25 protein-coding genes are annotated in these 24070 nt (G+C 32.1%); 16 read left to right on the top strand and 9 right to left on the bottom strand.

Annotated features, from left to right (window positions below; all coding sequences use genetic code 11):
• The first annotated feature begins 47 nt into the window (after positions 1 to 47).
• Positions 48 to 971: an EamA family transporter gene (locus tag ACJJVO_RS11580; RefSeq protein WP_405574237.1), complete on the top strand. Its 924-nt coding sequence runs from the start codon at positions 48 to 50 to the stop codon at positions 969 to 971.
• A gap of 39 nt (positions 972 to 1010) precedes the next feature.
• Here ACJJVO_RS11580 and ACJJVO_RS11585 read toward each other — a convergent pair whose 3' ends face one another.
• Genes ACJJVO_RS11585 through ACJJVO_RS11595 form a run of 3 tightly spaced genes read right to left on the bottom strand, consistent with a single transcriptional unit; the run spans position 1011 to position 4573 of the window.
• The gene (locus tag ACJJVO_RS11585; protein WP_405574239.1) at positions 1011 to 1715 is read right to left on the bottom strand and encodes a DNA adenine methylase; all 705 of its coding nucleotides are present in this window, start codon (positions 1713 to 1715) and stop codon (positions 1011 to 1013) included.
• Positions 1712 to 3019, bottom strand: coding sequence for a branched-chain amino acid transport system II carrier protein (brnQ, locus tag ACJJVO_RS11590; RefSeq protein ID WP_405574241.1), 1308 nt, complete (start codon positions 3017 to 3019; stop codon positions 1712 to 1714). Before brnQ ends, ACJJVO_RS11585 begins: the two co-directional genes overlap by 4 nt.
• Positions 3020 to 4573, bottom strand: a complete 1554-nt coding sequence (locus ACJJVO_RS11595) for a serine hydrolase (RefSeq protein WP_405574244.1) — start codon at positions 4571 to 4573, stop codon at positions 3020 to 3022. It lies immediately after the preceding gene.
• A gap of 94 nt (positions 4574 to 4667) precedes the next feature.
• On the opposite strand from ACJJVO_RS11595, the gene ACJJVO_RS11600 reads away from it, so the two are divergent.
• Together ACJJVO_RS11600 and ACJJVO_RS11605 are read left to right on the top strand one after the other, a co-directional pair.
• Positions 4668 to 5444: an alpha/beta fold hydrolase gene (locus ACJJVO_RS11600; protein WP_405574247.1), complete on the top strand. Its 777-nt coding sequence runs from the start codon at positions 4668 to 4670 to the stop codon at positions 5442 to 5444.
• A 78-nt stretch (positions 5445 to 5522) separates the two neighbouring features.
• The gene (locus ACJJVO_RS11605) at positions 5523 to 5765 is read left to right on the top strand and encodes a hypothetical protein (protein WP_405574250.1); all 243 of its coding nucleotides are present in this window, start codon (positions 5523 to 5525) and stop codon (positions 5763 to 5765) included.
• A 294-nt stretch (positions 5766 to 6059) separates the two neighbouring features.
• Here the strand turns inward: ACJJVO_RS11605 and thiL are convergent, their stop codons facing one another.
• A complete protein-coding gene (gene thiL / locus ACJJVO_RS11610; protein ID WP_405574252.1) occupies positions 6060 to 7112 on the bottom strand; it encodes a thiamine-phosphate kinase in 1053 nt (350 codons plus the stop codon).
• Between the two features lie 310 nt (positions 7113 to 7422).
• Between thiL and ACJJVO_RS11615 the strand changes: the two genes are divergently transcribed.
• From ACJJVO_RS11615 to sufD, 6 genes are all read left to right on the top strand, one after another.
• Positions 7423 to 7659, top strand: coding sequence for a hypothetical protein (locus tag ACJJVO_RS11615; protein ID WP_405574255.1), 237 nt, complete (start codon positions 7423 to 7425; stop codon positions 7657 to 7659).
• A 139-nt stretch (positions 7660 to 7798) separates the two neighbouring features.
• Positions 7799 to 8128 carry a HesB/IscA family protein gene (locus ACJJVO_RS11620; RefSeq protein WP_405574257.1) on the top strand — a complete coding sequence of 110 codons (330 nt, stop codon included), beginning with the start codon at positions 7799 to 7801 and terminating at the stop codon, positions 8126 to 8128.
• Between the two features lie 15 nt (positions 8129 to 8143).
• Positions 8144 to 9592 (top strand): Fe-S cluster assembly protein SufB, encoded by a 1449-nt coding sequence (gene sufB / locus ACJJVO_RS11625; RefSeq protein ID WP_405574260.1) that lies wholly within the window; start codon positions 8144 to 8146, stop codon positions 9590 to 9592.
• 24 nt (positions 9593 to 9616) lie between these two features.
• The gene (locus ACJJVO_RS11630) at positions 9617 to 10024 is read left to right on the top strand and encodes a hypothetical protein (protein WP_405574262.1); all 408 of its coding nucleotides are present in this window, start codon (positions 9617 to 9619) and stop codon (positions 10022 to 10024) included.
• Between the two features lie 4 nt (positions 10025 to 10028).
• Complete coding sequence (gene sufC, locus ACJJVO_RS11635; protein WP_405574265.1) at positions 10029 to 10781, top strand: Fe-S cluster assembly ATPase SufC; 753 nt, start codon at positions 10029 to 10031, stop codon at positions 10779 to 10781.
• A 153-nt stretch (positions 10782 to 10934) separates the two neighbouring features.
• Positions 10935 to 12248, top strand: coding sequence for a Fe-S cluster assembly protein SufD (gene sufD / locus ACJJVO_RS11640; RefSeq protein WP_405574268.1), 1314 nt, complete (start codon positions 10935 to 10937; stop codon positions 12246 to 12248).
• 334 nt (positions 12249 to 12582) lie between these two features.
• Here the strand turns inward: sufD and ACJJVO_RS11645 are convergent, their stop codons facing one another.
• From ACJJVO_RS11645 to ACJJVO_RS11660, 4 genes are read right to left on the bottom strand one after another with little or no spacing between them, the layout of a single operon-like run.
• The gene (locus ACJJVO_RS11645) at positions 12583 to 14241 is read right to left on the bottom strand and encodes a serine hydrolase domain-containing protein (RefSeq protein WP_405574269.1); all 1659 of its coding nucleotides are present in this window, start codon (positions 14239 to 14241) and stop codon (positions 12583 to 12585) included.
• Positions 14229 to 14408 carry a hypothetical protein gene (locus ACJJVO_RS11650; protein ID WP_092466156.1) on the bottom strand — a complete coding sequence of 60 codons (180 nt, stop codon included), beginning with the start codon at positions 14406 to 14408 and terminating at the stop codon, positions 14229 to 14231. Before ACJJVO_RS11650 ends, ACJJVO_RS11645 begins: the two co-directional genes overlap by 13 nt.
• Positions 14409 to 14419: 11 nt before the next feature.
• The gene (locus ACJJVO_RS11655; RefSeq protein WP_405574272.1) at positions 14420 to 14848 is read right to left on the bottom strand and encodes a hypothetical protein; all 429 of its coding nucleotides are present in this window, start codon (positions 14846 to 14848) and stop codon (positions 14420 to 14422) included.
• Positions 14849 to 14850: 2 nt separating this feature from the next.
• Positions 14851 to 15183, bottom strand: a complete 333-nt coding sequence (locus ACJJVO_RS11660) for a PadR family transcriptional regulator (RefSeq protein ID WP_405574274.1) — start codon at positions 15181 to 15183, stop codon at positions 14851 to 14853.
• A 123-nt stretch (positions 15184 to 15306) separates the two neighbouring features.
• On the opposite strand from ACJJVO_RS11660, the gene ACJJVO_RS11665 reads away from it, so the two are divergent.
• The 7 genes from ACJJVO_RS11665 (at position 15307) to ACJJVO_RS11695 (ending at position 21732) form a co-directional block, all read left to right on the top strand.
• Positions 15307 to 16521 carry an aminotransferase class V-fold PLP-dependent enzyme gene (locus tag ACJJVO_RS11665; RefSeq protein WP_405574277.1) on the top strand — a complete coding sequence of 405 codons (1215 nt, stop codon included), beginning with the start codon at positions 15307 to 15309 and terminating at the stop codon, positions 16519 to 16521.
• Positions 16522 to 16566: 45 nt separating this feature from the next.
• Entirely contained in the window at positions 16567 to 17388 is an 822-nt protein-coding gene (locus ACJJVO_RS11670; RefSeq protein WP_405574279.1) for an META domain-containing protein, read from the top strand.
• 33 nt (positions 17389 to 17421) lie between these two features.
• Positions 17422 to 17844, top strand: coding sequence for a SufE family protein (locus ACJJVO_RS11675; protein ID WP_405574281.1), 423 nt, complete (start codon positions 17422 to 17424; stop codon positions 17842 to 17844).
• A 15-nt stretch (positions 17845 to 17859) separates the two neighbouring features.
• Positions 17860 to 18186 carry an iron-sulfur cluster assembly protein gene (locus tag ACJJVO_RS11680; protein ID WP_115817213.1) on the top strand — a complete coding sequence of 109 codons (327 nt, stop codon included), beginning with the start codon at positions 17860 to 17862 and terminating at the stop codon, positions 18184 to 18186.
• Between the two features lie 12 nt (positions 18187 to 18198).
• Entirely contained in the window at positions 18199 to 20034 is a 1836-nt protein-coding gene (locus tag ACJJVO_RS11685; RefSeq protein ID WP_405574285.1) for an ABC transporter ATP-binding protein, read from the top strand.
• An 18-nt stretch (positions 20035 to 20052) separates the two neighbouring features.
• Positions 20053 to 20559, top strand: coding sequence for a DUF2480 family protein (locus ACJJVO_RS11690; RefSeq protein WP_405574287.1), 507 nt, complete (start codon positions 20053 to 20055; stop codon positions 20557 to 20559).
• A gap of 261 nt (positions 20560 to 20820) precedes the next feature.
• Positions 20821 to 21732 carry a DUF3078 domain-containing protein gene (locus ACJJVO_RS11695; protein WP_405574290.1) on the top strand — a complete coding sequence of 304 codons (912 nt, stop codon included), beginning with the start codon at positions 20821 to 20823 and terminating at the stop codon, positions 21730 to 21732.
• 64 nt (positions 21733 to 21796) lie between these two features.
• Here ACJJVO_RS11695 and ACJJVO_RS11700 read toward each other — a convergent pair whose 3' ends face one another.
• Entirely contained in the window at positions 21797 to 24067 is a 2271-nt protein-coding gene (locus ACJJVO_RS11700) for a transglycosylase domain-containing protein (RefSeq protein ID WP_405574293.1), read from the bottom strand.
• Between the last annotated feature and the right edge of the window lie 3 nt (positions 24068 to 24070).

Consider the following 24070-nt stretch of genomic DNA (forward strand, 5'->3'; position numbering starts at 1 on the left):
GTAGCTTGCAGGTTTTTTTAATTACTATTGATTCTAATTCCCAAGGCATGAAATTAACTAAAGAACCCCTTTATATCTTACTTTCATTTTTCTCAATTTATGTCATTTGGGGTTCTACATATTTACTCAACAAAATTTTAGTTAGTCAAATAGCACCACTTTATGCCGCTTCAATTCGTTTTATTACAGCAAGTATTCTAATTTTTATTATTGCAAAAATTTTAAAAATTTCTTTAAAAATTACTAGACCTCAAATTCGAAATACTATAATTGCTGGTGGTTTGTTCCTAACCATTGGAAATGGCTTAGTCGTTTGGGCATTAAAGTATGTGGATAGCGGTTTTGCTGCTTTAGAAATTTCGGCACAACCTTTAGTTGTACTTATTTTATTACGCCTATTTGAAGGCAAGAAAATACAACCAATGTCTATTTTGGGTGTTATAATAGGTTGTATCGGAATTTATTTATTAGTTAGCCAACGAGAAATGATTGGAAAAGAAGGCATGATTACAGGGATGATTATGATTTTCATCTGTATGCTAAGTTGGGCCTACAGTAGCATTTTTGTCTCAAAAGCCGACTTACCTTCAAACTTTTTTGTAAATACAGGTTACCAAATGCTATTTGGAGGTGGCATGTTATTAATAGCCAGTTTTGCTATTGGCGAAGAACGCCTCCCTTTTTCTAGTTGGCATGCTGAAGTCATCAACTCCATGCTAATGCTTATCATTTTTGGAAGCATTATTGCTTTTACAGCCTTTAATTACCTTTTAAGCAAGGTTTCCCCTGAAAAAGTAGCAACTTCCACTTACGTAAACCCTATAGTCGCCTTAATTTTAGGATGGTATTTTTTAAACGAAACCATTTCCTTACAATCAATAATAGCAGCAGTCGTTTTACTTACAGGCGTGTATTTTATTAATACAAAAAAAGTGATTACGCTTTTCAAAAGGTTTGATAAAGACATCTAAATCAAAAAGAAATATCTAAGGCTGGTTTTATTATAAAACTTAACCTTTAAAAATAAATAACCGCTCTAAAGCAACTTTAGGCGCTAAATTTTCAGCATGCCAAGAAAAAGTTGTTTTTGCTGGCTTTTCCCATACACACTCAAAATCTTCAGGAGCATTGTATTCACTAATAAAAACCTGGTGTCCTGCTTTACTTTGTTGTCTGCACCATTCCCAAAATTGATGATGATCGAAGCCATCTCGATATTTTGTTGTAGACTCATAAGGAGGATCACAATAGATAATACTTTGTTTTGGAATCTCTAATTCCGTATACGATTTACAAGATAAAATAACACCTTCTAAATTTGGCACTTGTTTGGTAATATTTCTATAATGTTCACTCCAATAATCACGTTTACCTTGCTTATCTCGTCTGTAACCCGAAAACCATTTACCTCCAAATGAGTTAAAACCAACATAACTGACAAGGTGTTTTGGATATTGATCTTGATTTGTTCTAATTTTCTTGTAGTCGTCTTCGCTTACCGACTTAGGTGGATCCCAATTCTCATAAATCAATGCTTGCCACATAGCCATGAGCTCTTGGTGTTGGTCGTTAGCAATTCTTATACCATCAACCTTATCAATCATATTCATACCACCTGCAAATGGCTCAAGATAGGTTTGATTTGCCTTTCTATCTTTTAAAATTATTGGCAATAAATCCTTAGCAAAACGCGCTTTACTTCCCATGTATTTCATTCTGCTCGTTTCATTTTAAATTGTACAAATACCGAAATCAAAAAAGCCACAAAAGCTGGTAACACCCAACCTAAACTTTGATTTGAAAATGGAATATAATTAGTGAGTATATTTAAATCTTCTGTAGGACTAACAAACCCAATTACATCAGGAATACTAAACACAAACGTAATAATAACAACCGCTCTAAAAACTAAAGGAGTGGCAAATTTTTCTGGTAGTACATTTAGCAAAATAAGCACAATGGTAATAGGATAAATAAATAATAACACCGGAATAGCCACAACAATAATAGAATTAAAATCTAACTGACCCACAAGCACACCAAGACTACTCGCTAAAATTGCTGTAATAATATAAACCACCTGAGAATTATTAAGTAACCCTTTAAAATAATCTGCTGTACCAGCGACAATACCAATGGCTGTTGTAAAACAAGCTAGTGAAATTAATATGCTTAAAACTGTATTTCCAAATTCTCCTAAAGATGCAATACTAATATCTCGCAAAAGATTAGCGCGTTGCATATCGCTACTTAATTCGGCATTAATATTAATTTCAGATCCAAAATACGCTCCTACTGAAATCAATCCTGCATAAATAATAAACAAGCCTAAACCTGCAATAAAACCTGATTTACGTATTAACTTCCGTTTAGAGCTATAGGCTTCAACAGCCATATTTTTAAAATTTAAGGAAATAATAATTACCGCTCCCACAACTACTGCTCCAATGGCATCAAAAGTTTGATAACCCTCTAAAATCCCTGTAGCAATCGGTGTTTTAAATTGTGAAATTCCTGTATTAAATTCAGAAGAAAACAAACCAATACTAATTACTGCCAAAAGCATAATTACAATAAAAGGTGTTAAAAATTTTCCGATGAGACTTAATATTTTTGAACGGTTAAGCACAAAAACTAACACCAACGTAAAATAAATAGCACTTGTTACCAAAGGACTAGTTCCAAAAGCTGGAAAAACAGCAATTTCGTGTGTTGCCGCAGCTGTTCTAGGTGACGGAATAGCAACAGCAATGACATATATTAATATACAGTATATTAAACTGAATGTTGGTGATACTTTCTTTCCAAAATCGAATAATGTCCCTTGAAGCCTAGCATGCGCAAGAATACCAAGTATCGGAATCACCACAGCGGTTATCATAAAACCAACAGTAACCCAAACCCAATTGTCGCCAGAATTATAACCCAATAAAGGAGGAAGTAATAAATTACCTGCTCCAAAAAACAATGAGAACAATGCGAAACTGGTAATTAAAAGTTCTTTTCGTTTTATATCCACCTAGTTGGTTTTCTTAAGTTCTAAATCGTGAAAATCGAAACTAAAATCAGTAATAGGCGCTATATATTTCATAGTTGCAGAAACAGCTTCTTCATTTTCATTAAATGTAAATTGTACATAAACATCAGCATCATAACTTCTATCATTCCATTTCGCAACAAATGTTGTAGCATTCAATGGCAGTAACTCACCATATAATCTTGAAGAACGCTTACTTTTTATAGTATATCCTTTTTTAGCATCATGAGAAATAATAACATCACCAAACCAATCGTCTGTATAAACTCCTATAATTTGTTCTGGCTTTGGTAGATTTTTTAACTTTTTGGCTTTTTCAACTTTAAAATAAACCGAGGCTTTTATACTATCATTATATTTAATATAGTCTGTGTTTCGCTTACCATATTTTTCTAACCAATTTCTATTTTCATAACCCAAATAGGCATCTTTAATAGTATTAGTAATGGTATTAAATGCAGAACCATTCATTTGGTTAGTAAGTACAACAATACCTAAATCTAAATCTGGAATCATAGTGAATTGTGTAACCGTACCTAACAAACCTCCTGTATGATACACTTGTTTATGTCCACCCTTAACATCAGCAACAAACCAACCTAATCCATAACCTTTAAAGTTAGAATTATACGAATCATTAGGGTATACATTTAAAGGAGTTTGTAATTGCCAAAGTTCATGAAATTCTCTCGCACTGAGTAAACGCTCACCATTTTCAGTAACAGCATCATTCATTAAAAACTGCGCCCAAGTCAACATATCGGTCACATTACTCACAATTCCACCTGCAGGATTAGCCGTTTCACTCCAGTCGTGCGGAATTTGAATCACCTTACCTTCTGCCATAGTATGCGCATCAATAATATTCGATTTATCCGTTACACGATTATAAGAAGCCTTACTACTCGTCATCCCAACGGGTTTCATAATCTTAGTTTCAATGAACGCTTCCCAAGACAAACCACTAACACGTTTTAGAACTTCACCTGCAATGATGAACATATTATTATTGTACTTAAACTCACTTCTAAATGAACTTTCTGGCTCTAGATATTTCACATTATTTATTACATCGTTTACATCAAAATCACTGCCCTCAGGAAAAAACATTAAATCTCCTGCGCCTAATCCTAAACCACTGCGATGTGTTACCAAATCTCTAACGGTAAATTCTTGAGTCACCCAAGCATCATGCAATTGAAATTCTGGAATATGCTGACGCACCTTATCATCCCAATTTAATTTACCAGCATCAACCATCATAGCCAAAGCAAAACACGTAAACCCTTTACTGTTAGACGCAACTCCAACTAACGTCTCGTCCGTCATTATTTTTTTATTGGTTAACGAACGTACACCATGCCCTTTAGAATAGACCACCTTACCATCTTTAAAAATACCAACAGAAATTCCTGGTACATCAAAAGTGGTTAAAGTTTCTTTTATAAGATCATCGAGTTGTTGTTCTTCAATTTGAGCATTTAAAATAAAAGCTGAAACAAAAAAGAGTGCTGTAAATAGTCGTGTTAAAAACATTATATATTGAAATTAGGTTTAGGTGTTTTCAAAGATAGTAAAATGTTATATGGATTTAAGACTGAAAACAATTCCTTAAATTATCTTTGCGATTATGATATTAGACTACAAAAATAGCAAGATTCATTATACTACTGAAGGCAAAGGAGAAGCGATAGTTTTACTTCATGGATTTCTTGAAACCATAGAAATGTGGAAAAATATAATCCCAAAATTTTCTAAATCGCATCAAGTTATAAGTATCGATTTACTGGGTCATGGTCAAACCGATTGCATTGGCTATGTGCACACCATGGATGATATGGCAGAAGCTGTACTTGCAACATTAGAAGATTTAAAAATTAAAAAAGCATATTTTATTGGCCATTCCATGGGAGGTTACGTGGCTCTGGCATTAGCAGAAAAACGTCCTGATTTATTTAATGGTTTATGCCTTATGAATTCTACTTTTGAAGCAGATGACGAACAAAAGAGAGAACTACGAACACGAGCAAACGAAATGGCTAAAACAAATTTCAATAATTTGGTTCGCTTATCTTTTGCAAATCTATTTGCTCCAGAAAGTAAACGCAAATTTCAAAATGAGTTTGATGAAGCACTACAAATTGCACTAAAAACACCGCTTCAAGGTTATATTGCAGCTTCAGAAGGCATGAAACTTAGACCAAACCGTTTTAAAGTTTTTAACAATTTAAAAGCTAAAAAACTTATCATTATTGGTGAGAAAGATGGTTTAATTGATGGAGCGTCTCTTATTGATCAGATAAAAAACACTGAGATTGATTATATAAAGTTATCACAAGGTCATATGAGTCACATTGAAGACAAATCAGATTTAACTTACAAATTATTTCATTTCGTCGAAAAATAATCCCTTTAAACGTTTTGTTTGCTTTTATTTTATAAGTTTACCCCTCAAATTAAAAAAGATATTGTAAACAACTCTATTATGAAACCAAAAAAATTATATTGTGATTTATTCGGTCATAATTATAAAGTGACCAAAAAAGTAACCAAGCACGTAAAAGAGTACACTTGCAACTGTTGTAAAAAGCAACTAACAACCAACAGCAATGGACAACTCACAGAATTAACGCCTAAATACCAAGAAATAAATTCGGCATTAGAGCGTATTTACAACAACAGAATGATGCGTTTGAAGCGAAAAACGATCAGTTCGTCGATTTGTTAAATGTTAATAACTTTTAAGTAACTAATTTTCTTATATTTCAATCCCTTAAAGATTTTAATCCCTCTTAAGAAACTTAGTGAATGAAAAACGTTTATTGCTCACTATTTGGACATGACTACAAGGTCTCCAAAGAAGTGACTTACCATGTAAAAGAATACAAGTGTAAAAATTGTAAATCAGAGATGACTATTGATGGTAATGGAAAATTTATCCCATTAACTCCAAAGTTTAAAGAAATCAATAATGTTCTGCATCGTGTACACACAAAACGTTTAGAAAAAAGTCAAAGATTTTTTATTCTTGATTTGTAAGCGCATTCCAGCCTTTAGCAATAATCTCAATTTTTTCATCTGCTCTTGTTACCAAATGCATACCTCTATCTTCTTCAGTGATATAACCAATAACTGTTAAATTTGGATTGCCTTTTATTTTAGGAAAATCTTCTTGAGAAATGGTCATCAATAACTCATAGTCCTCTCCGCCATTTAAAGCAACAGTAGTACTATCCAAGTTAAACTCCTCACAAGTAGAAATAACTTGAGGATCTAATGGTATTTTAGTCTCATAGACATCTGCACCTACCTTACTCTGCTTACATAAATGAATAATTTCAGATGAAATACCATCACTGACATCGATCATGCTTGTTGGCTTAACATCCAATTCTTTTAATAATTCAACAATATCTTTACGAGCTTCAGGTTTTAATTGTCGCTCAATAATATAAGTGTACATTGATAAATCTGGCTGATTATTAGGATTCACCTTAAATACTTCTTTTTCACGTTCCAAAACTTGTAGTCCCATAAAAGCGCCACCAACATCACCTGTTACTACAATTAAATCATTTGGTTTCGCTCCAGACCTTAATACTTCCTTACCTTTTTCAACTTCTCCAATGGCAGTTACAGAAATAATTAAACCAGATGTAGAAGACGTTGTATCACCACCTACAACATCTACATTATAAAATTTTGCCGCTAAGGTAATACCTGCATATAATTCTTCAAGCGCCTCTAACGGAAAACGATTAGACACTGCTATAGAAATAGTGACCTGTGTCGCAGTAGCGTTCATTGCATAAATATCCGAGAGATTAACAACAACCGCTTTATAACCTAAATGCTTTAAGGGAGCATAGCTCAAATCAAAATGAACACCCTCTATTAATAAGTCGGTAGAAACAACAATCTGCTTTTTTCCAAAATTAAGCACAGCAGCATCGTCACCAATGCCTTTTATTGTTGATTTCTGAGACACTTGAAAATGATCCGTTAAATGCTCAATAAGTTTAAACTCTCCTAATTCACTCAAAGGAGTACGTTGTGGGTTTTTATCTTCAATCATAGTGCAAAAATATTATGCTTTTTCCAATTTTTTAGCATGATTCTAATTATTTATGAGGTATTGTTTTAAATCACCTTATCTAATCAGAATAAAAAATGACTAACGTATACATCTCATTGCATCAAAAATAAGGCTATTACAATATCCATTATATTAGATGGTGAGATTCGATTTTTCTTAATCTGTTAAATTACTTTTTATTAAATTCTCAATTATCTTACAAAATCCATGTATTTCATCGAAAAACCTCGTATTTCAACATGTTTTAGGATTCATTTTTTAAATTGCCATACCCTAAGACTATTACAAAATGAAACCTACTAACCCTAAAACCCTACCCTGTGCCATATTTGGTCACAATTTTGAACGATCTAAAACTTACATGGATCATACATCTGAACTTATTTGTAGACATTGCGAAGCCGTTGTAGTTACAGATTCTCATGGAAATTTTGAGAACCGCACAGTTGCTAATAGCCAAATTGCAGACACCTTACAGCAATTATATCGGCTAACAAGACAATTCCCAAATAAAAATGTCTATTAAATTAGCTTTCAGCTAACATAAACTTCTATAGACAAACCTTATGAAATCATATGCTAATATAATGTTAGTACCTATGGTTAAACCTTTGTTATATCGTATATTTGCATTCTATTTAGAACAAATCTAGTTAAAAAACGATATGATTAAAGTGTCAGATCACGCAAAAAAGAAAGTCATAGAACTTATGACTGATGATGGCTACAACCCAACTACAGACTACGTTAGAGTTGGTGTAAAAAGTGGTGGCTGTTCAGGTTTATCTTACGATTTAAAGTTTGATAACACACAAGCAGAAGACGATAAAGTCTTTGAAGATAACGACATTAAAATTATTATAGACAAAAAGAGTTTTCTATACCTTATTGGTACAACTTTAGAATATTCTGGTGGATTAAACGGAACTGGTTTTGTTTTTAATAATCCTAATGCCAACCGAACTTGCGGTTGCGGTGAATCATTTTCACTTTAAAATTTAAACAAAAACATGTCAAAATATACAGAAGACGACTTAAGGGAAGAATTAAAAACCAAAGAATACGAATATGGTTTTTTTACAGACATTGAATCTGAAACTTTTCCTATTGGATTAAATGAAGATATCGTTCGTGCTATTTCAAAAAAGAAAGAAGAGCCAGAATGGATGACAGAATGGCGATTAGATGCGTTTAAAGTTTGGAAAGAAATGACTGAGCCAGAATGGGCAAATGTGCATTATAAAAAACCAGATTTTCAAGCGATTGCTTATTATTCTGCTCCAGTTGCTGTAGACCCTAATAAAACATTAGACGATGTAGACCCAGACCTTTTGGCGATGTACAAAAAGTTAGGAATTTCAGTAGATGAACAGAAAAAAATGAACAATGTCGCTATGGATATTGTAGTTGATTCTGTTTCTGTTGCTACAACATTTAAGAAAACCTTATCCGAAAAGGGAATTATTTTCATGAGTATTTCTGAAGCTATTAAAGAGCACCCAGAATTGGTGAGAAAATATATTGGTACCATCGTACCAACTAAAGACAATTTTTATGCAGCTTTAAATTCTGCTGTATTTAGTGATGGGTCTTTCTGTTATATTCCAAAAGGTGTAAAATGTCCTATGGAATTATCAACTTACTTTAGAATTAACCAAGGAGGAACAGGTCAGTTTGAAAGAACGCTTCTTATTGCGGACGAAGGTAGTTATGTGAGTTATTTAGAAGGTTGTACAGCACCAAGTAGAGATGAAAATCAATTGCATGCAGCCGTTGTGGAGCTAATTGCTATGGATGATGCTGAAATAAAATATTCTACGGTACAAAACTGGTATCCAGGAAATGCTGAAGGTAAAGGTGGTGTTTACAATTTTGTAACTAAAAGAGGGCTTTGTGAGAAAAACGCAAAAATATCTTGGACACAAGTTGAAACCGGTTCTGCTGTAACATGGAAATACCCTTCTTGTATATTAAAAGGTGATAATTCTGTTGGCGAATTTTATTCTATTGCAGTAACTAATAATTATCAGCAAGCAGATACTGGTACAAAAATGATTCACTTAGGTAAGAACACAAAATCAACAATCATTTCCAAAGGAATTTCTGCTGGTAAATCACAAAATTCTTATCGTGGCTTAGTACAAATTGGTTCTCGTGCAGATAATGCTCGTAATTTTTCGCAATGCGATAGTTTACTAATGGGTAATGAATGTGGTGCACACACGTTTCCATACATAGAAGCAAAAAATAAAAGCGCTATGATTGAGCACGAAGCCACGACAAGTAAAATTGGAGAAGATCAAATATTTTACTGTAACCAAAGAGGTATTGATACAGAAAAAGCCATCGCTTTAATTGTAAATGGTTTTAGTAAAGAGGTCCTAAATAAATTACCAATGGAATTTGCTGTAGAAGCTCAAAAATTATTAGAAATTAGCTTAGAGGGTTCAGTCGGATAATATCTAACAATAAAAAAAATTAAAATGAAAAAAATCAGCCTTATCGTCATTTTAGCTTTAATAATGTTTGCTTGTAAAAATGAATCTAAACAAGCCGTAGATCTAGAAGAAAACAGAGCTAAATCTTACGATCAAAACGACGGACTTGTAACTTTAAAAGGCGACTTTGTGTATTATGGAGATGCTGCTGTTTTACAAACACCAAAAGACATTTATGGTGTTGTAATAGATAAAAACTTACAGCTTCTAGAAGAACAAGTGACACCGTTTAAAAAAGAAGCAACAGACATGGTTCCTGTAACCATTAGAGTTAGAAAATTTAAAAAACCAGAAGGTGAAGAAGGTTGGCCTTTTAGAGTTGAAATAAAAGAAATATTAAAGGTGGAAGCACCAAACCCAGAATCAAAAGACGTTATAAAATTAGCAAAATAAGACTATGTTAAAGATCAACAACTTGCACGCAAGTATAGAAGACAAAGCCATATTAAAAGGTATTAATCTCGAAGTTAAAGCAGGAGAAGTTCATGCCATAATGGGTCCAAATGGCTCAGGAAAAAGTACGTTAGCCTCAGTAATAGCTGGTAAAGAAGAATACGAAGTTACAGAAGGAAACATTTTATTAGAAGGCGAAGACATCGATGAATTAGCTGCAGAAGAACGTGCACACAAAGGTGTTTTCTTATCATTTCAATATCCTGTAGAAATTCCTGGAGTTAGTGTCACTAATTTTATGAAAACAGCGATTAACGAAACACGTAAAGCCAAAGGTTTAGATGACATGCCAGCAAAAGACATGTTGAAAATGATTCGTGAAAAATCTGAACTTTTAGAAATAGACCGTAAATTTTTATCGCGTTCTCTTAATGAAGGTTTTTCTGGTGGAGAAAAGAAACGTAACGAGATTTTTCAAATGGCAATGTTAGAACCAAAATTAGCCATCTTAGATGAAACGGATTCTGGTTTAGATATTGATGCACTTCGTATTGTAGCTAATGGTGTAAACAAGTTAAAATCTAAAGATAACGCTGTTATTGTTATTACACACTACCAACGTTTATTAGACCATATTGTACCTGATTTTGTTCATGTTTTATACAATGGAAAAATTGTAAAATCAGGAGGAAAAGAATTAGCACACGAGTTAGAGGCTAAAGGTTACGATTGGATCAAAGAAGAGGTTGACGCTTAATTAGTAAGCAATGGTCAGTATTTTTAGTAAGCACATGCTTGCTAAGATGTTACCGCATATAGCAAAAACATTAAATAAAGTATTAATTCTACAGACATAGTTGACCATTGAGTAAGCTAAAAACTGAAGACTTATTACTGAAGACTTAAAAACATGAGTTTAAAAGAAAAATTAGTATCGTCGTTTATGGCATTTGAAGACACAGTAGATGTGAATTCTTCAGTACATGATATTCGAACTGAAGCCATAAAGACTTTTGAAGCTGAAGGATTTCCTACTAAGCGATTAGAAGATTGGAAATACACATCGTTGAATTCAATTTTAAAAACCGACTATAGTGTTTTTCCTAAAATTGAAAATGACATTGAATTTAAAGATGTAAAGAAATATTTCATACATGAAATTGATGCGTATAAAATCATTTTTATTGATGGAAAATATGCTTCACATTTATCACAAACCACACATGATGGTTTAGATGTATGCTTAATGTCTGCTGCTTTAACCAAACCTAAATACAAGGTAATTATTGATAATTATTTCAATAAGATTGCAGCAAAAGATGGTTTATCTTCTTTGAATACTGCATTCTCTCATGAAGGTGCATATATTAATATCCCAAAGAATAAAGTGGTTGAAAAACCTATTCAAATCATACATTTTTCTACAGGAAATGAAGCTGCAGTAATGTTACAACCACGTAACTTAATTATTGTAAATGAAAATGCACATGTTCAAATTATAGAACGTCATCAGAGTTTAACAGATAATCCTGTTTTAACTAATTCTGTCACTGAAATCTTTACTAACAAACGTGCCATTGTAGATTATTATAAAATTCAGAATGATAAACAAAGTGCGTCATTAATTGATAACACTTACATTAATCAAAAACAAGAAAGCTTAGCTAAGGTGCACACGTTTTCTTTTGGTGGAAAATTAATAAGAAACAATCTTAACTTTTATCAAAATGGGGAGCGTATTGATTCTACCATGAAAGGAATTACCATCATTGGAGATAAACAACATGTAGATCATAACACTTTAGTGCATCATATTGAGCCAAATTGTGAAAGTCACCAAGATTACAAAGGTATTTTTGATGATAGCTCAACTGGTGTTTTTAATGGTAAAGTTGTTGTTGAAAAATTAGCGCAGAAAACAAATGCATTTCAGGCAAACAACAATGTTTTAATGAGCGACAAGGCAACCATCAACACTAAACCTCAACTTGAGATTTTTGCAGATGACGTAAAATGTTCTCACGGTTGTACTATTGGTCAGTTAGATGAAAGTGCTATGTTTTATTTACGTTCTCGTGGTATTCCAGAAAAAGAAGCAAGAGCATTACTAATGTTTGCTTTTAGTAATAACGTTATGGATTCGGTTAAAATACCAGAACTTAAAAACAGAATTACTAAAATTATCGCTAAGAAATTAGGTGTAAATATTGGCTTTGATTTGTAATCTATACTATGAATGTTTTTGACCTAAAATTAAAAGTTTACATAAAACTAATCGCTATTTGCTTAGGCATAATATCTATCTTATCTTTAGTGCTTTACCTAACGTTTGGCGGTTTTTTTGATAGCTTTCTTTTAACATTTATTGGTCTTGCTTTTATTTACTTAATTTTAGTATTACTCGTATTATTCTTTAAATTAATAACTAGTTTTTTTGCTAAAAGCAAAGGGGAGTTATTTGCTATATTAATAACTTTAGGACTATCTGTTTCAATCGGCATATATTTGTTTAAGCAAATATTTCAGCTTCTCATTAAGTTACAGAATTAAAAACAATACTATTTAGAAAATCCTGTTCTTTTAAAAACAATGTCTTTTACTGTTCCGTCACAAGACAGAAGCATTTCTGTGATGGTACCTTTATCATTTTTAATAAAATGATATAGTGTTCTATCATTGTTTCCAAATTGATTTAATTGAACAGGATATAAGTTTACGTTTTCCTTTTCTGCATAAGCTAATTTAAGCATGGAGTCTTCTTCAAAAAGACGATAAGTAACATCTAATTCTTCAGAATAAAAATCACCTACAAAATCTGAGACTTCAACGGATTCAGCATCAATAAAGTTAGCGTGTTCAAAATAAAATGGTGTTCCACCAAATGAAATAATCATATCGTGAGATACTGAAGGTGTAAAATCGTATTTCACACTTTGACTTTGAAATCTATGAAACTTATTTTTTTTATATTGCACAAGAGCTGCAGCAGTTCTTCCCATAGAGCCAACTGATTTCAGCGTGTCATTTTCTACAAATATTTTCATAGTCATATCACTATTGATTTCTTTGTATTCGCCAATAAATTCTTCAAAATTTTGTGCTTTGAATACCATTTCCTCTTCATTTTTATTTTTAATCCTTTCGTCATTTTCCATAAAAATATCTAAAATTTGATACGCTATTCTTGGTGCATCTATCTCTTGTGAATTTGTTAGAACTATTATGCCTATTTGCTTTTCTGGAACTGTAATTAATTGTGAACGTCCACCAAAACCAAATCCGCTGTGATTTATAGTTTCATAACCTTTATAATTATCTAACATTAATCCACGTGCGTATTTCGCTTTCTTTCCTGAAATTAGAGTTTCAGTCGTTTTTAAAAATTCCGCTAAAGATTTAAATTCTAAAATCTGGTCATTCAGCATTTGCATCCAAATAGCCATATCATTTACAGAAGAACCCATGCTTCCCGCGCCATAACTCAATTGGTCATTTGTATAAAATCTGTAACCATCCCGATGGTTTTGATAACCAACCGCTTTATTACTAATGGGTTTACCATGCTCAACTCTTACAAAAGTTGAATTCATTTTTAAAGGATTCAAAATTTTGAGTTTCAAATACTCGTTAAGGTTTAGCCCTGAAATACGCTCAATAATAATAGCCAATAAATTATAATTGGTATTAGAATAGCTCACTTTTTCGCCAACTAAATGGTTTAAATTTTTCTGTTTAATGGCTAAATCTAAAACCGCATTATTATCGTAATATTGAGTATCATAATTAAAACCTGCCAAGTACATTAATGTCATATAATTACGAATACCACTTGTGTGGTTCAGTAAATGTTTTATTCTAATGGTTTCTTCGTACTTTGGAAATTCTGGCAAATACATTCTAATATCATCATCTAAACTAATTTTACCATCATTTGCCAAAGCCCAAATAGCCGAAGCTGTAAATTGTTTCGCAATGGATGCTAAACTAAAAACGGTAGAATCAGAATTCTTAATGTTATAATCTAAACTAGAAAGCCCAAAACCTTTAGAATAGATAGATTGCCCTTGATTAATCACCTTTACGCTCAATCCTGGCGCATCATTAGAAACATATGTTGCTAACAATTCATCAATTTTTTGATTTGCATTTGTTTGTGCTTTTGAACTTAAAAAGACAAACACACCAATTAATAAGCACGTGTTTCTTATATTGAACATTGCTTATATTTTTGATAGAAATAAGTTGGAATCAGTCCAAAATTAAGAAACAGAAAGCCAATAAAAACAATGATTCCTCTATATGGCCAAGTTAAAAATTCAAACATAGCACCAATTCCAAGAATAAAAAAAGTAATAAATCCGAGGATGTAAAATGATTTCTTCATGATAAAATGATTTAAGAAAATTTGTGAATAGATTTTTTATAACTCGCGTAAAAATGGACTGGCAGTATTACTAATACTGCAACTACAATGGCAACAAGCAACCAAACATTAGCATAAGGCCATTGCATCATTTGAAAAACCAAACTAACAACCAACAATAAAATAACCATAAAGCCTGCAGAGAATTTCAACTTATTGAATGTAATAATTTGCTTCGCGAACTTTTGATAATTCGTTTCTAATTGTAAATTCTGAAAACTAGAATAACCACCAAATTTCTGTAATGCTTGTTGATATAATGCATTAAAATCATCCGAATTTTGATGCTCTATATATGTACAAATATGGTCTAGTAAATCCTCTCTTAAATCTTTATTTTTAACACCATATAAGGTTAAATTGTTTTCAATAAAAGTGATATGCTTTTCTGATAATTCCATGATTATATAGGTTTTGGATTAAAAATCAAACTTAAGGTCTCAATAAAATCATTGATTTCTTCAGTAACAGTCTCTACCATTTTCTTCCCTTCTTTAGTTACTTTATAATATTTCCTAACACGCTTACCAATAAAAACTTTTTCAGTTTCTAAAACCTTTTTCTCTTCAAGCTTATGTAAAATGGGATATAATGCACCTTCAGAAATATCTATTTTCCCTGAAGTCATCTTTTTCACTTCTTGTGTAATCTCGTAACCATACATTCTACCCTTTTCATTTATAAGCGTTAAAATGATGGGTTGCAACGTTCCTTTTGTTAATTCTTTGCTATACATATTACAAATATACATTTTATATAAATGTATCCTAATAAAATGTGTATTAAATATTTTAATGACTAGTTTTAAGTTTTACTTTAAACACAATGCGTTGTATCTTTGTCTTTAGCAATTAAGACAATGTTAGACGTACAAAAAATAAGAAAAGACTTCCCAATTCTCAATAGAACTGTTAATGGGAAACCGCTCATATATTTCGATAATGCCGCAACTTCACAAACACCGCAGCAAGTCATTGATGTTATTGTAGATTATTACAGTAATTATAATGCAAATATTCACAGAGGTGTGCATAGTTTAAGCCAAGAAGCAACTGATGCTTATGAGCAAGCACGTATTAAAATTCAGAAGCATTTTAATGCCAAACAGAGTTACGAAATCATTTACACGTCTGGCACAACGCATAGTATTAATTTAGTAGCCAACGGTTTCTCTTCTCTATTAAAGAAAGGAGATGAAATAATCGTTTCAGCTTTAGAACATCACAGTAATATTGTGCCTTGGCAAATGCTTTGTGAGCGTACAGGAGCCATTTTGAAAGTCATTCCCATGAATGAAAATGGTGAATTGATAATGTTAGAATATGATGCATTATTAAATGAAAATACTAAGTTGGTTTTTGTAAATCATATTTCTAATGCTTTAGGAACCATAAATCCTATTGAATATATAATAGAAAAAGCACATTCAGTTGGTGCAGCTGTTTTAGTAGATGGTGCACAATCTTGTCCGCATATAAAACCAGACGTCCAAGCTTTAGATGTTGATTTCTATGTGTGTTCTGCTCACAAAATGTGTGGACCAACAGGTGTTGGAATGCTTTACGGAAAAGAAGAATGGCTTAATAAATTACCACCATACCAAGGAGGAGGCGAAATGATTGCCGAAGTTTCGTTTGAAAAAACGACGTATGCAGGTTTACCGCACAAATTTGAAGCTGGTACACCAAACATCTGTGGAGGCATAGCTTTTGGAGCCGCTTTAGATTACATGAATAACATAGGCTTTGAAAACATTGCCAAATACGAAAATGAACTTTTAGACTACGGAACAGAACAGCTACTTAAAATTGAAGGTTTAAAAATTTACGGAACCGCAAAAGAAAAAACATCTGTAATTTCGTTTAATGTTGGCACTATTCACCCTTATGATATCGGAACGATTTTAGATAAAATGGGCATTGCTGTACGTACAGGTCATCATTGTGCTCAACCTATAATGGATTTTTATAAAATTCCAGGCACCATAAGAGCTTCCTTTATGTTTTATAACACTAAAGAAGAAATTGATGCATTTATTGTAGCGCTTAAAAAGGCAATAATGATGTTATCCTAGACTTTGGCATCAAATATGTATCTTACAGTATTAAATAATTTACAGATGAAAATATTAGTTAGTTTATTTATGCTTTTAGCGACATTGAATTCTTGTGATTCATCTAAGAAAGCCATAGAAAATAGCAAAGACATGCAAGAGCCACTTTCCGGAACCTATAACATAACGCAACTTGGAGATACTGATGTTTCTTCAAACAAAATTGTATTTAACTTTGACGAAACCAATAATAAAGTTGCAGGATTTGCTAGTTGTAATAGTTTCTTTGGGAATTATTCTATAGAAAACAATATGATATCTTTTGACAATATTGGTTCATCAAAAAAATTATGTCCTAACCCCATAATGAGTATTGAAAATCAGCTATTTAAAGCTTTGAATTCGGTTACTTCATTTTCAACACAAAACAATGAAGTCTGGTTCTATTCAAATGATACTGTTGTTTTTAAAGGAACAAATAGCATTATCGCATCTAAAAGAAGTGCTACCGCAAACTATGAAGATAATACTACTGTTAAATACCAAACAGTATCGAGAGGATCTTTTGACTATATCACAATTTCGAAATCAAAAATATTAATTTCAAAAGATCAAAACCTTCAGAAAATAGACGAATATAATATTGATGCTGAAGATTGGAAATCTTTAAATAAATTGATAGAGGCAGTAGACGCTGAAAGCATACATAATTTAGTTCCTCCATCTACAAAACATCAATACGATGGAGCACCTCATGCTACTTTAGCTATAATACTTGGTGATGTACAATATATGACACCAACTTTTGACCATGGAAATCCTCCGGAGGCTATTGAAGCTTTAGTTAATAAAGTGTTATCCATTAAAGAAAACACCGTTAAAAACTAACGATTTTGTAATTTTGCACAAAAGAATGAGACTATGACTATTGAAGACGTACAAAACGAAATTATTGAAGAGTTTGCCATGTTTGAAGATTGGGAAGAACGTTACCAATACATGATTGACTTAGGCAAGGACTTACCAATAATTGAAGAAAAATATAAGACTGACGTTAATATCATTAAAGGTTGCCAAAGTAAAGTTTGGGTACATGCAAATATGCAAGACGACAAAGTAAACTTTACAGCAGATAGTGATGCTATTATTACCAAAGGTATTATTGCGATACTCGTTAGAGCTTTTTCTAATCAGCATCCAAAAGATATCTTAGAAGCAAATACTGATTTTATTGATAAAATAGGATTAAAAGAACATTTATCACCAACTAGAGCTAATGGCTTAGTAAGTATGATAAAACAACTAAAATTGTATGCCATTGCATACCAAACACAACTTAACTAGTTTACACATTAAAAAATGAGCGATTCAACTATAGATACAGCAGTTTTAGGTGAAAAAATCCTAAGAGTAATAAAAACAATTTATGATCCAGAAATCCCAGTAGACATCTATGAATTAGGATTAATCTACGACGTTTTTGTAAATGAAGATTTAGAAGTTAAAATCTTAATGACTTTAACAACACCTAATTGTCCTGTGGCAGAAACTTTACCTTTAGAGGTTGAAGAAAAAGTAAAATCTATTAATGAGGTAAAAGGTGCTGAAGTAGAAATAACTTTTGATCCACCTTGGTCTCAAGATTTAATGAGTGAAGAAGCCAAGTTAGAACTTGGAATGCTTTAATTAAAAAACTGAATGCCAAGACACAAACCAAACTCTTTAAAGGACGGTAAAAAAACGAATCTAAAATCGTCCTTTAATGCCTTAATTTATATTCCTAGATTTTTTAAAGAAATCTGGAAAGTCAATAAAAGTCTCTTTTTGCTTTCCGCTTTCTGTAGACTTATTGGCGCTTTATTACCTGTAATAATATTATGGGTTGGTAAACTTATTATTGATGAAATCATTTTACAGATTTCACTTGACAGTCCTGACTACTATACACTATGGACGTATGTCGCAGCCGAATTTGGCTTAATCATTCTTTCAGACTTAATAAGTAGAGCCATTTCTTTAACGGATGGTTTACTTGGAGACGAATACAATATTGCCTCTTCTGTCACTATTATAAAGAAAACCAATCAAATTAATATTAGTTTATTAGAAGACTCAGAGTTTTATGATAAGTTAGAACGTGCTAGGACACAAACAACAAGTAGAGTTGGGCTAATGTCTAACGTACTTGGCCAAGCGCAAAGTGCTATTTCCATCGCGACATTGATTGCTGGTTTAATTTATTTTGAACCCTATTTAATTATTCTACTTGTTTTAAGTATAATTCCATCATTTATTAACGAAATACGCTTTAGCCAACAGCAATATTCTTTAGCACGAAGTTGGACGTCTGAGCGACGAGAGTTAGATTATCTTAGATTTATAGGAGCAAATGACAAAACAGCGAAAGAAATTAAGCTTTTTGGCTTAACCGATTTTGTGGTTGACCGTTTTAAAAATCTATCTCAAGAATATTACCAACTCAATAAAACATTAGCTATTAAACGATCTGCTTTAGGTTTTTTATTTAATGTTCTTGGTTCTATAAGTTATTATGGCGCTTATGTATTTATAATTTATAGAGTACTTTCTGGAGCGATAACTTTGGGAGAATTAACCTTTTTATCAGGTTCATTTAATCGTTTAATGCGAAACCTTCAAGACTTCTTTTCTAAATTTACACGTATTTCGGAAAGTGCCTTATATCTTAAGGATTATTTCGATTTTATTGATATTTCAATCGTTTCGAAAGCAAAAGAGGATATTAAGTTACCAAAACAAATCAAAAAAGGCTTTGAATTTAAAGAGGTAAGGTTTGCATATCCTAACTCTGAAGCCGAAATTTTAAAAGGCATAACCTTTACACTTCAAGCTGGCGAAAAATTAGCCTTTGTTGGCCAAAATGGTGCAGGAAAAACCACACTAATTAAATTGTTACTTCGCTTTTATGAACCAACTTCTGGTGAAATACTCTTAGATGGTGTAAATATTAACCGTTTTAATATTGCTGAATATCAAGAATACTTCGGAGTCATTTTTCAAGATTTCTTTAGATATGAATTTACCGTAAAAGAAAACATTGCTATTGGTAACATTAACGAATTAGATAACCAGCCAAAAATCGAAAACGCAGCCGAATTAAGCTTAGCAAACGAAGTCGTTTCCGAATTAAAACAAGGCTACAATCAACGATTAGGTAAACGATTTTCTAGAGGACAAGATTTATCTGGTGGACAATGGCAAAAAATAGCTTTAGCAAGGGCTTATATGAAAAGTGCTGAAGTTATGATTTTAGACGAACCCACTTCTGCTTTAGACGCTAGAGCAGAAAGCGAAGTTTTTGGTCGATTTATTGGTTTAACAGAAGGAAAAACAAGTATTATTATTTCACATAGATTTAGTACAGTGCGCCAAGCCAATAGAATTTTAGTTTTAGAACATGGCAAAGTGAAGGAAATTGGCACACATGAAGAATTGATGAAAAATAAAGACTTGTATTCCGAATTGTTTACATTACAAGCAGAAGGCTATCAATAAAACATTTAATTTTGCATTATGGCAGATGAAATAATTAATAGAGTTGCTAACAGCAAACTAAAAGTCATTGACTTAGAAGATTACTATCCTCAAGGAAAGCGAGTGCTCTTTGATATCAAAGATTGGCTGCTTGAAGGTTTAGTGCTTCGAGAGAAAGAATTCAGAGCCTTTGTTGCTGAACATAATTGGTCGCAATACCAAGATTGCTACGTGGCTTTACATTGCTCTACAGATGCTATTGTGCCAGATTGGGCGTACATGCTTATAGCAATTGAGCTTCAAGCGTATTCAAAATTATCTGTAATTGGTTTTTTAGATGACTTAGAAGCTATATTATATACTGATATTATTTCAAATTTTAACCTTTCTGAATATCAAGATTTACCTGTTATAATAAAAGGATGCTCAAACAAACCTGTGCCATCTAATGCATTAATCTTACTATCTCAAAAACTAAAGCCAATTGCAAAATCTATTATGTTTGGCGAGGCCTGTTCTTCTGTGCCTTTATACAAGAAACGTTAAAAACAAAACATAAATAGTATTAGCATTAAAACTGATTTAAGATAGGCTTATAATCATTTTTCACCTTAATTTTTTGAGTAACAATAAGATATCATTTGCACTAAAAAAATGACTCTAAAATTATTTTGCAAACTTGTGACTTCACTTAATTCTTTGTGTCTTAAAAATAGTGTCGTAATTAGTTGATAAATAAATCAATTAAAGACTTATATTTGCAAACTGAAATTTTAAAAACAAATTTTATTATTAAATTAATCCATTATGAACAAAAAATTAATTCTTTCCCTTTTTATGTTGTTAGCAGTAACAACAATTGCTTTTGCACAAACAAAAGAAGAATTACAAGCTGAAAAAGCTGTAAAACAAGCAGAAGCAGATAAGTTTCAAGGAGAAGCTAATGCATTACAAGCCAAAATAGATGCCTTACCAGGTTGGAGAAAAGGTGCTTTTGGTACTATTGGTGGTAGCTTATCTAATTTTAATGATTGGTACTCACAAGCTGCACCAAACAATTCAACAGGAAATATTGGAATCACTTTTAATGCTTTCGCTAATAAAATTGAAGACAAATATTTTTGGAGAAACTCGCTTAACGTTAATCTTGCTTGGGTAAAATTAGATGATAAAGATACTGACGCAGATAGTGATGATTTTGAATCTACATCAGATGTTTTTAATATTTCTTCTCTTTATGGTAGAAATATTAGTAAAACTTGGGCTATCTCTGGTTTAGCTGAATACAGAACTACACTTTTAAATGATTTTAATGACCCAGGATTTTTAGATGTTGGTGTTGGTGCAACTTGGACTCCTATTGAAAACTTAATAGTAGTAATTCACCCATTAAACTACAACTTTGTATTTGCTGAAAATGATGCTGCTTTTGAATCTTCTGCAGGTGCTAAAATTGTAGCAGATTATACAAGACAAATCGGAGCTATTAACTTTAAGTCTAACTTCTCTACGTTCCAAAGTTATGAAGATAGTGACCTATCTAACTTTACTTGGACAAACTCATTTAGCTATACATTATGGAAAATGATTGGTGTAGGTTTTGATTTTGCATTAAGAAGCAACAAACAAGAAGCTGCAAATGCGCAACTTGTACCTTTAAAAGATGCTGATAACAAATTACAATCTTATTACACAGTAGGTTTAAGCTACAAATTTTAAGACCAATAAAATATAATTTTAAAAACCTGTCTAGAATTAATTCTAGACAGGTTTTTTTATGCTTTTAATTAAAGGTTTTCTTCTTTTCTTTTTTCTTAAACAACCGCTTAATAAAACCATCGCGTTTTGTTGGCTCACAGTCTAAATCGTTTAGTACTTGTTCCGAAGACTTTTCAAACTGAGCTGTTGTTATAAACTTATAGTCACTATCGCTATTTAATTTCTGATAAAACTTAGCAAAAATTGGCAAAGCTGAATTGGCACCTTGCCCTATTCCTGTGGATTTAAACCCAATACCATGATTATCATTACCAACCCAAGTAACCGTTACCAAGTTTGGTGTTAAACCAACAAACCATCCGTCTTTATTGTTTTGTGTGGTGCCTGTTTTACCTGCAATCTCATTTTTTAATCCGTAAATACTTCTCAGTCTAGATGCTGTTCCTTTATTAACTGTAGATTTCATCATTTCTAACAGCACTTGCCTTGTGTAATCACTATAAGCTTCTTTTTTAGAAATTTCAGGTTCAAATGTAGCAATTACGTTTCCTGATTTATCTTCAATTTTAGTAATATAATAAGGATTCACCGCTTTACTTTTGTAGAGATAACTTGCAAAAGCACCTGTTAAATCCTTCAAACTAATCTCTGCAACACCCAAAGCTAAAGAAGGCTCATTAGGTAGTTTTTTAGAAATACCTAGTTTTTTAACCTGTTCTAAAACCTTTGGAATGCCTACATTTTCCATAACTTTTACAGAAATGGTATTTATAGAATTGCTTAAAGCCTTTTCTAAAGTATAATTAATATAAGGATCTTCTTCTTTGCTGCCAGAGTTACTCGGAGTCCAGTTGTCATAATCTGTATAAGTGACTTTATCTAGCGAAAAGTAAGTACATGGATCTAAACCATTTTCAATGGCTGCTGTATAAACAAAAGGTTTAAAAGTAGAACCAACTTGCCGTTCACTTTGAGAAATATGATCGTATTTAAAATAGCGATAATCTATACCACCAACATAGGTTCTCACAGCGCCTGTACTTGGCTCAATAGACAACATACCTGTGTTTAAAAACTTTAGATAATGCTTTAAACTATCTATAGTAGATATCGTTTTTATAGTATCTCCTTTCCAACTAAACAAACCCATAGGTCGTTTAATACTAAGAGAATCTTTAATTTGCTTCTCGCTTAAACCTTGCTCTTTATACCGCTTGAACTGAGGTAATGTTTTTACAACATTTTGAATCAGTTTAGTATTGGTTTCCCAAGGTCCATTTTTACCGTAAGATTTTTCAAAATCCATCTGAAGTTTACTAATATGTGCTTTCATTGCTGCCTCAGCCAACTCCTGCATTTTATAATCTAAGGTAGTATGAACAATTAATCCGTCTTTATAAAGATCATATTTATCACCATTTGGTGTCTTTAACGTATCTAAAATAGATTCTAATTGTTTCTTTACTTCTGCCCTAAAATAAGGTGCTAGACCAACATCGTGATTAAAAGAACGATAGTCTAATTCTAAGTCTTGCTTTGAATAATAATCTAATGAATCTTGTGAAAGATAATGGTAGTTAACCATCTGATTTAAAACTACGTTTCTTCTGCCTTTACAACGTTCAGAATATAATCTAGGATTGTAATACGTATTCGCTTTTAAAGTGCCTACCAAAGTAGCAGCTTCAACAATAGAAATATCCTTTACTGATTTATTAAAGAATTTACGCGACGCACTTTCTATACCATATGTATTATCTGAAAATGGGACTGTATTAAGATATAAAACTAATATTTCTTCTTTAGAATAAACGTCTTCAATACGTTTGGCGACAATAGATTCTTTAAATTTATTAATGAGCATGCTAAACATTGCATAATTCTTTCTACCATAAAGATTTTTTGCCAATTGAAGCGTTATAGTGCTTCCTCCTCCTGCAGATTTATCTTGAAGAATTAAATTTTTTACAAACACACGCATTAAACTGATATTATCAATACCATCATGCTCGTAAAACCTAGAATCTTCAGTAGCAATTAAGGCACTCAGGAGGTGTTTAGGTAAATCTTCAAACTTTACAGGCTGTCTATCATATACATAATATTTACCTATTAATTTCTCGTTCTTATCTAAAAGTTGTGTGGCTTGTTCTTGCTTAATTGAACTAATATCTTCTAGTGTTGGTAATTTTCCAAATAATCCAATATAAATACTGATATAAAGACCAAAAAGAAATATTAAAACAGCCACTATTAATATAACAGACCACTTTATCCATTTGTTTTTTAACGCCTTTTTAATCCAAGTTTTAAAACGCGATTGAAAGGAACCCATAAA

Origin of the sequence: Winogradskyella sp. Asnod2-B02-A (genome assembly GCF_045063645.1) — a bacterium.
Taxonomy (GTDB): Bacteria; Bacteroidota; Bacteroidia; order Flavobacteriales; family Flavobacteriaceae; genus Winogradskyella.

Excerpts from the sequence above, each read along its gene's own strand:
- ACJJVO_RS11580 (WP_405574237.1), top strand. The coding sequence starts at position 48 with ATGAAATTAACTAAAGAACCCCTTTATATCTTACTTTCATTTTTCTCA.
- ACJJVO_RS11585 (WP_405574239.1), bottom strand. The coding sequence starts at position 1,715 with ATGAAATACATGGGAAGTAAAGCGCGTTTTGCTAAGGATTTATTGCCA.
- ACJJVO_RS11595 (WP_405574244.1), bottom strand. The coding sequence starts at position 4,573 with ATGTTTTTAACACGACTATTTACAGCACTCTTTTTTGTTTCAGCTTTT.
- ACJJVO_RS11600 (WP_405574247.1), top strand. The coding sequence starts at position 4,668 with ATGATATTAGACTACAAAAATAGCAAGATTCATTATACTACTGAAGGC.
- ACJJVO_RS11605 (WP_405574250.1), top strand. The coding sequence starts at position 5,523 with ATGAAACCAAAAAAATTATATTGTGATTTATTCGGTCATAATTATAAA.
- thiL (WP_405574252.1), bottom strand. The coding sequence starts at position 7,112 with ATGATTGAAGATAAAAACCCACAACGTACTCCTTTGAGTGAATTAGGA.
- ACJJVO_RS11615 (WP_405574255.1), top strand. The coding sequence starts at position 7,423 with ATGAAACCTACTAACCCTAAAACCCTACCCTGTGCCATATTTGGTCAC.
- ACJJVO_RS11620 (WP_405574257.1), top strand. The coding sequence starts at position 7,799 with ATGATTAAAGTGTCAGATCACGCAAAAAAGAAAGTCATAGAACTTATG.
- sufB (WP_405574260.1), top strand. The coding sequence starts at position 8,144 with ATGTCAAAATATACAGAAGACGACTTAAGGGAAGAATTAAAAACCAAA.
- ACJJVO_RS11630 (WP_405574262.1), top strand. The coding sequence starts at position 9,617 with ATGAAAAAAATCAGCCTTATCGTCATTTTAGCTTTAATAATGTTTGCT.
- sufC (WP_405574265.1), top strand. The coding sequence starts at position 10,029 with ATGTTAAAGATCAACAACTTGCACGCAAGTATAGAAGACAAAGCCATA.
- sufD (WP_405574268.1), top strand. The coding sequence starts at position 10,935 with ATGAGTTTAAAAGAAAAATTAGTATCGTCGTTTATGGCATTTGAAGAC.
- ACJJVO_RS11645 (WP_405574269.1), bottom strand. The coding sequence starts at position 14,241 with ATGTTCAATATAAGAAACACGTGCTTATTAATTGGTGTGTTTGTCTTT.
- ACJJVO_RS11650 (WP_092466156.1), bottom strand. The coding sequence starts at position 14,408 with ATGAAGAAATCATTTTACATCCTCGGATTTATTACTTTTTTTATTCTT.
- ACJJVO_RS11655 (WP_405574272.1), bottom strand. The coding sequence starts at position 14,848 with ATGGAATTATCAGAAAAGCATATCACTTTTATTGAAAACAATTTAACC.
- ACJJVO_RS11660 (WP_405574274.1), bottom strand. The coding sequence starts at position 15,183 with ATGTATAGCAAAGAATTAACAAAAGGAACGTTGCAACCCATCATTTTA.
- ACJJVO_RS11665 (WP_405574277.1), top strand. The coding sequence starts at position 15,307 with ATGTTAGACGTACAAAAAATAAGAAAAGACTTCCCAATTCTCAATAGA.
- ACJJVO_RS11670 (WP_405574279.1), top strand. The coding sequence starts at position 16,567 with ATGAAAATATTAGTTAGTTTATTTATGCTTTTAGCGACATTGAATTCT.
- ACJJVO_RS11675 (WP_405574281.1), top strand. The coding sequence starts at position 17,422 with ATGACTATTGAAGACGTACAAAACGAAATTATTGAAGAGTTTGCCATG.
- ACJJVO_RS11680 (WP_115817213.1), top strand. The coding sequence starts at position 17,860 with ATGAGCGATTCAACTATAGATACAGCAGTTTTAGGTGAAAAAATCCTA.
- ACJJVO_RS11685 (WP_405574285.1), top strand. The coding sequence starts at position 18,199 with ATGCCAAGACACAAACCAAACTCTTTAAAGGACGGTAAAAAAACGAAT.
- ACJJVO_RS11690 (WP_405574287.1), top strand. The coding sequence starts at position 20,053 with ATGGCAGATGAAATAATTAATAGAGTTGCTAACAGCAAACTAAAAGTC.
- ACJJVO_RS11695 (WP_405574290.1), top strand. The coding sequence starts at position 20,821 with ATGAACAAAAAATTAATTCTTTCCCTTTTTATGTTGTTAGCAGTAACA.
- ACJJVO_RS11700 (WP_405574293.1), bottom strand. The coding sequence starts at position 24,067 with ATGGGTTCCTTTCAATCGCGTTTTAAAACTTGGATTAAAAAGGCGTTA.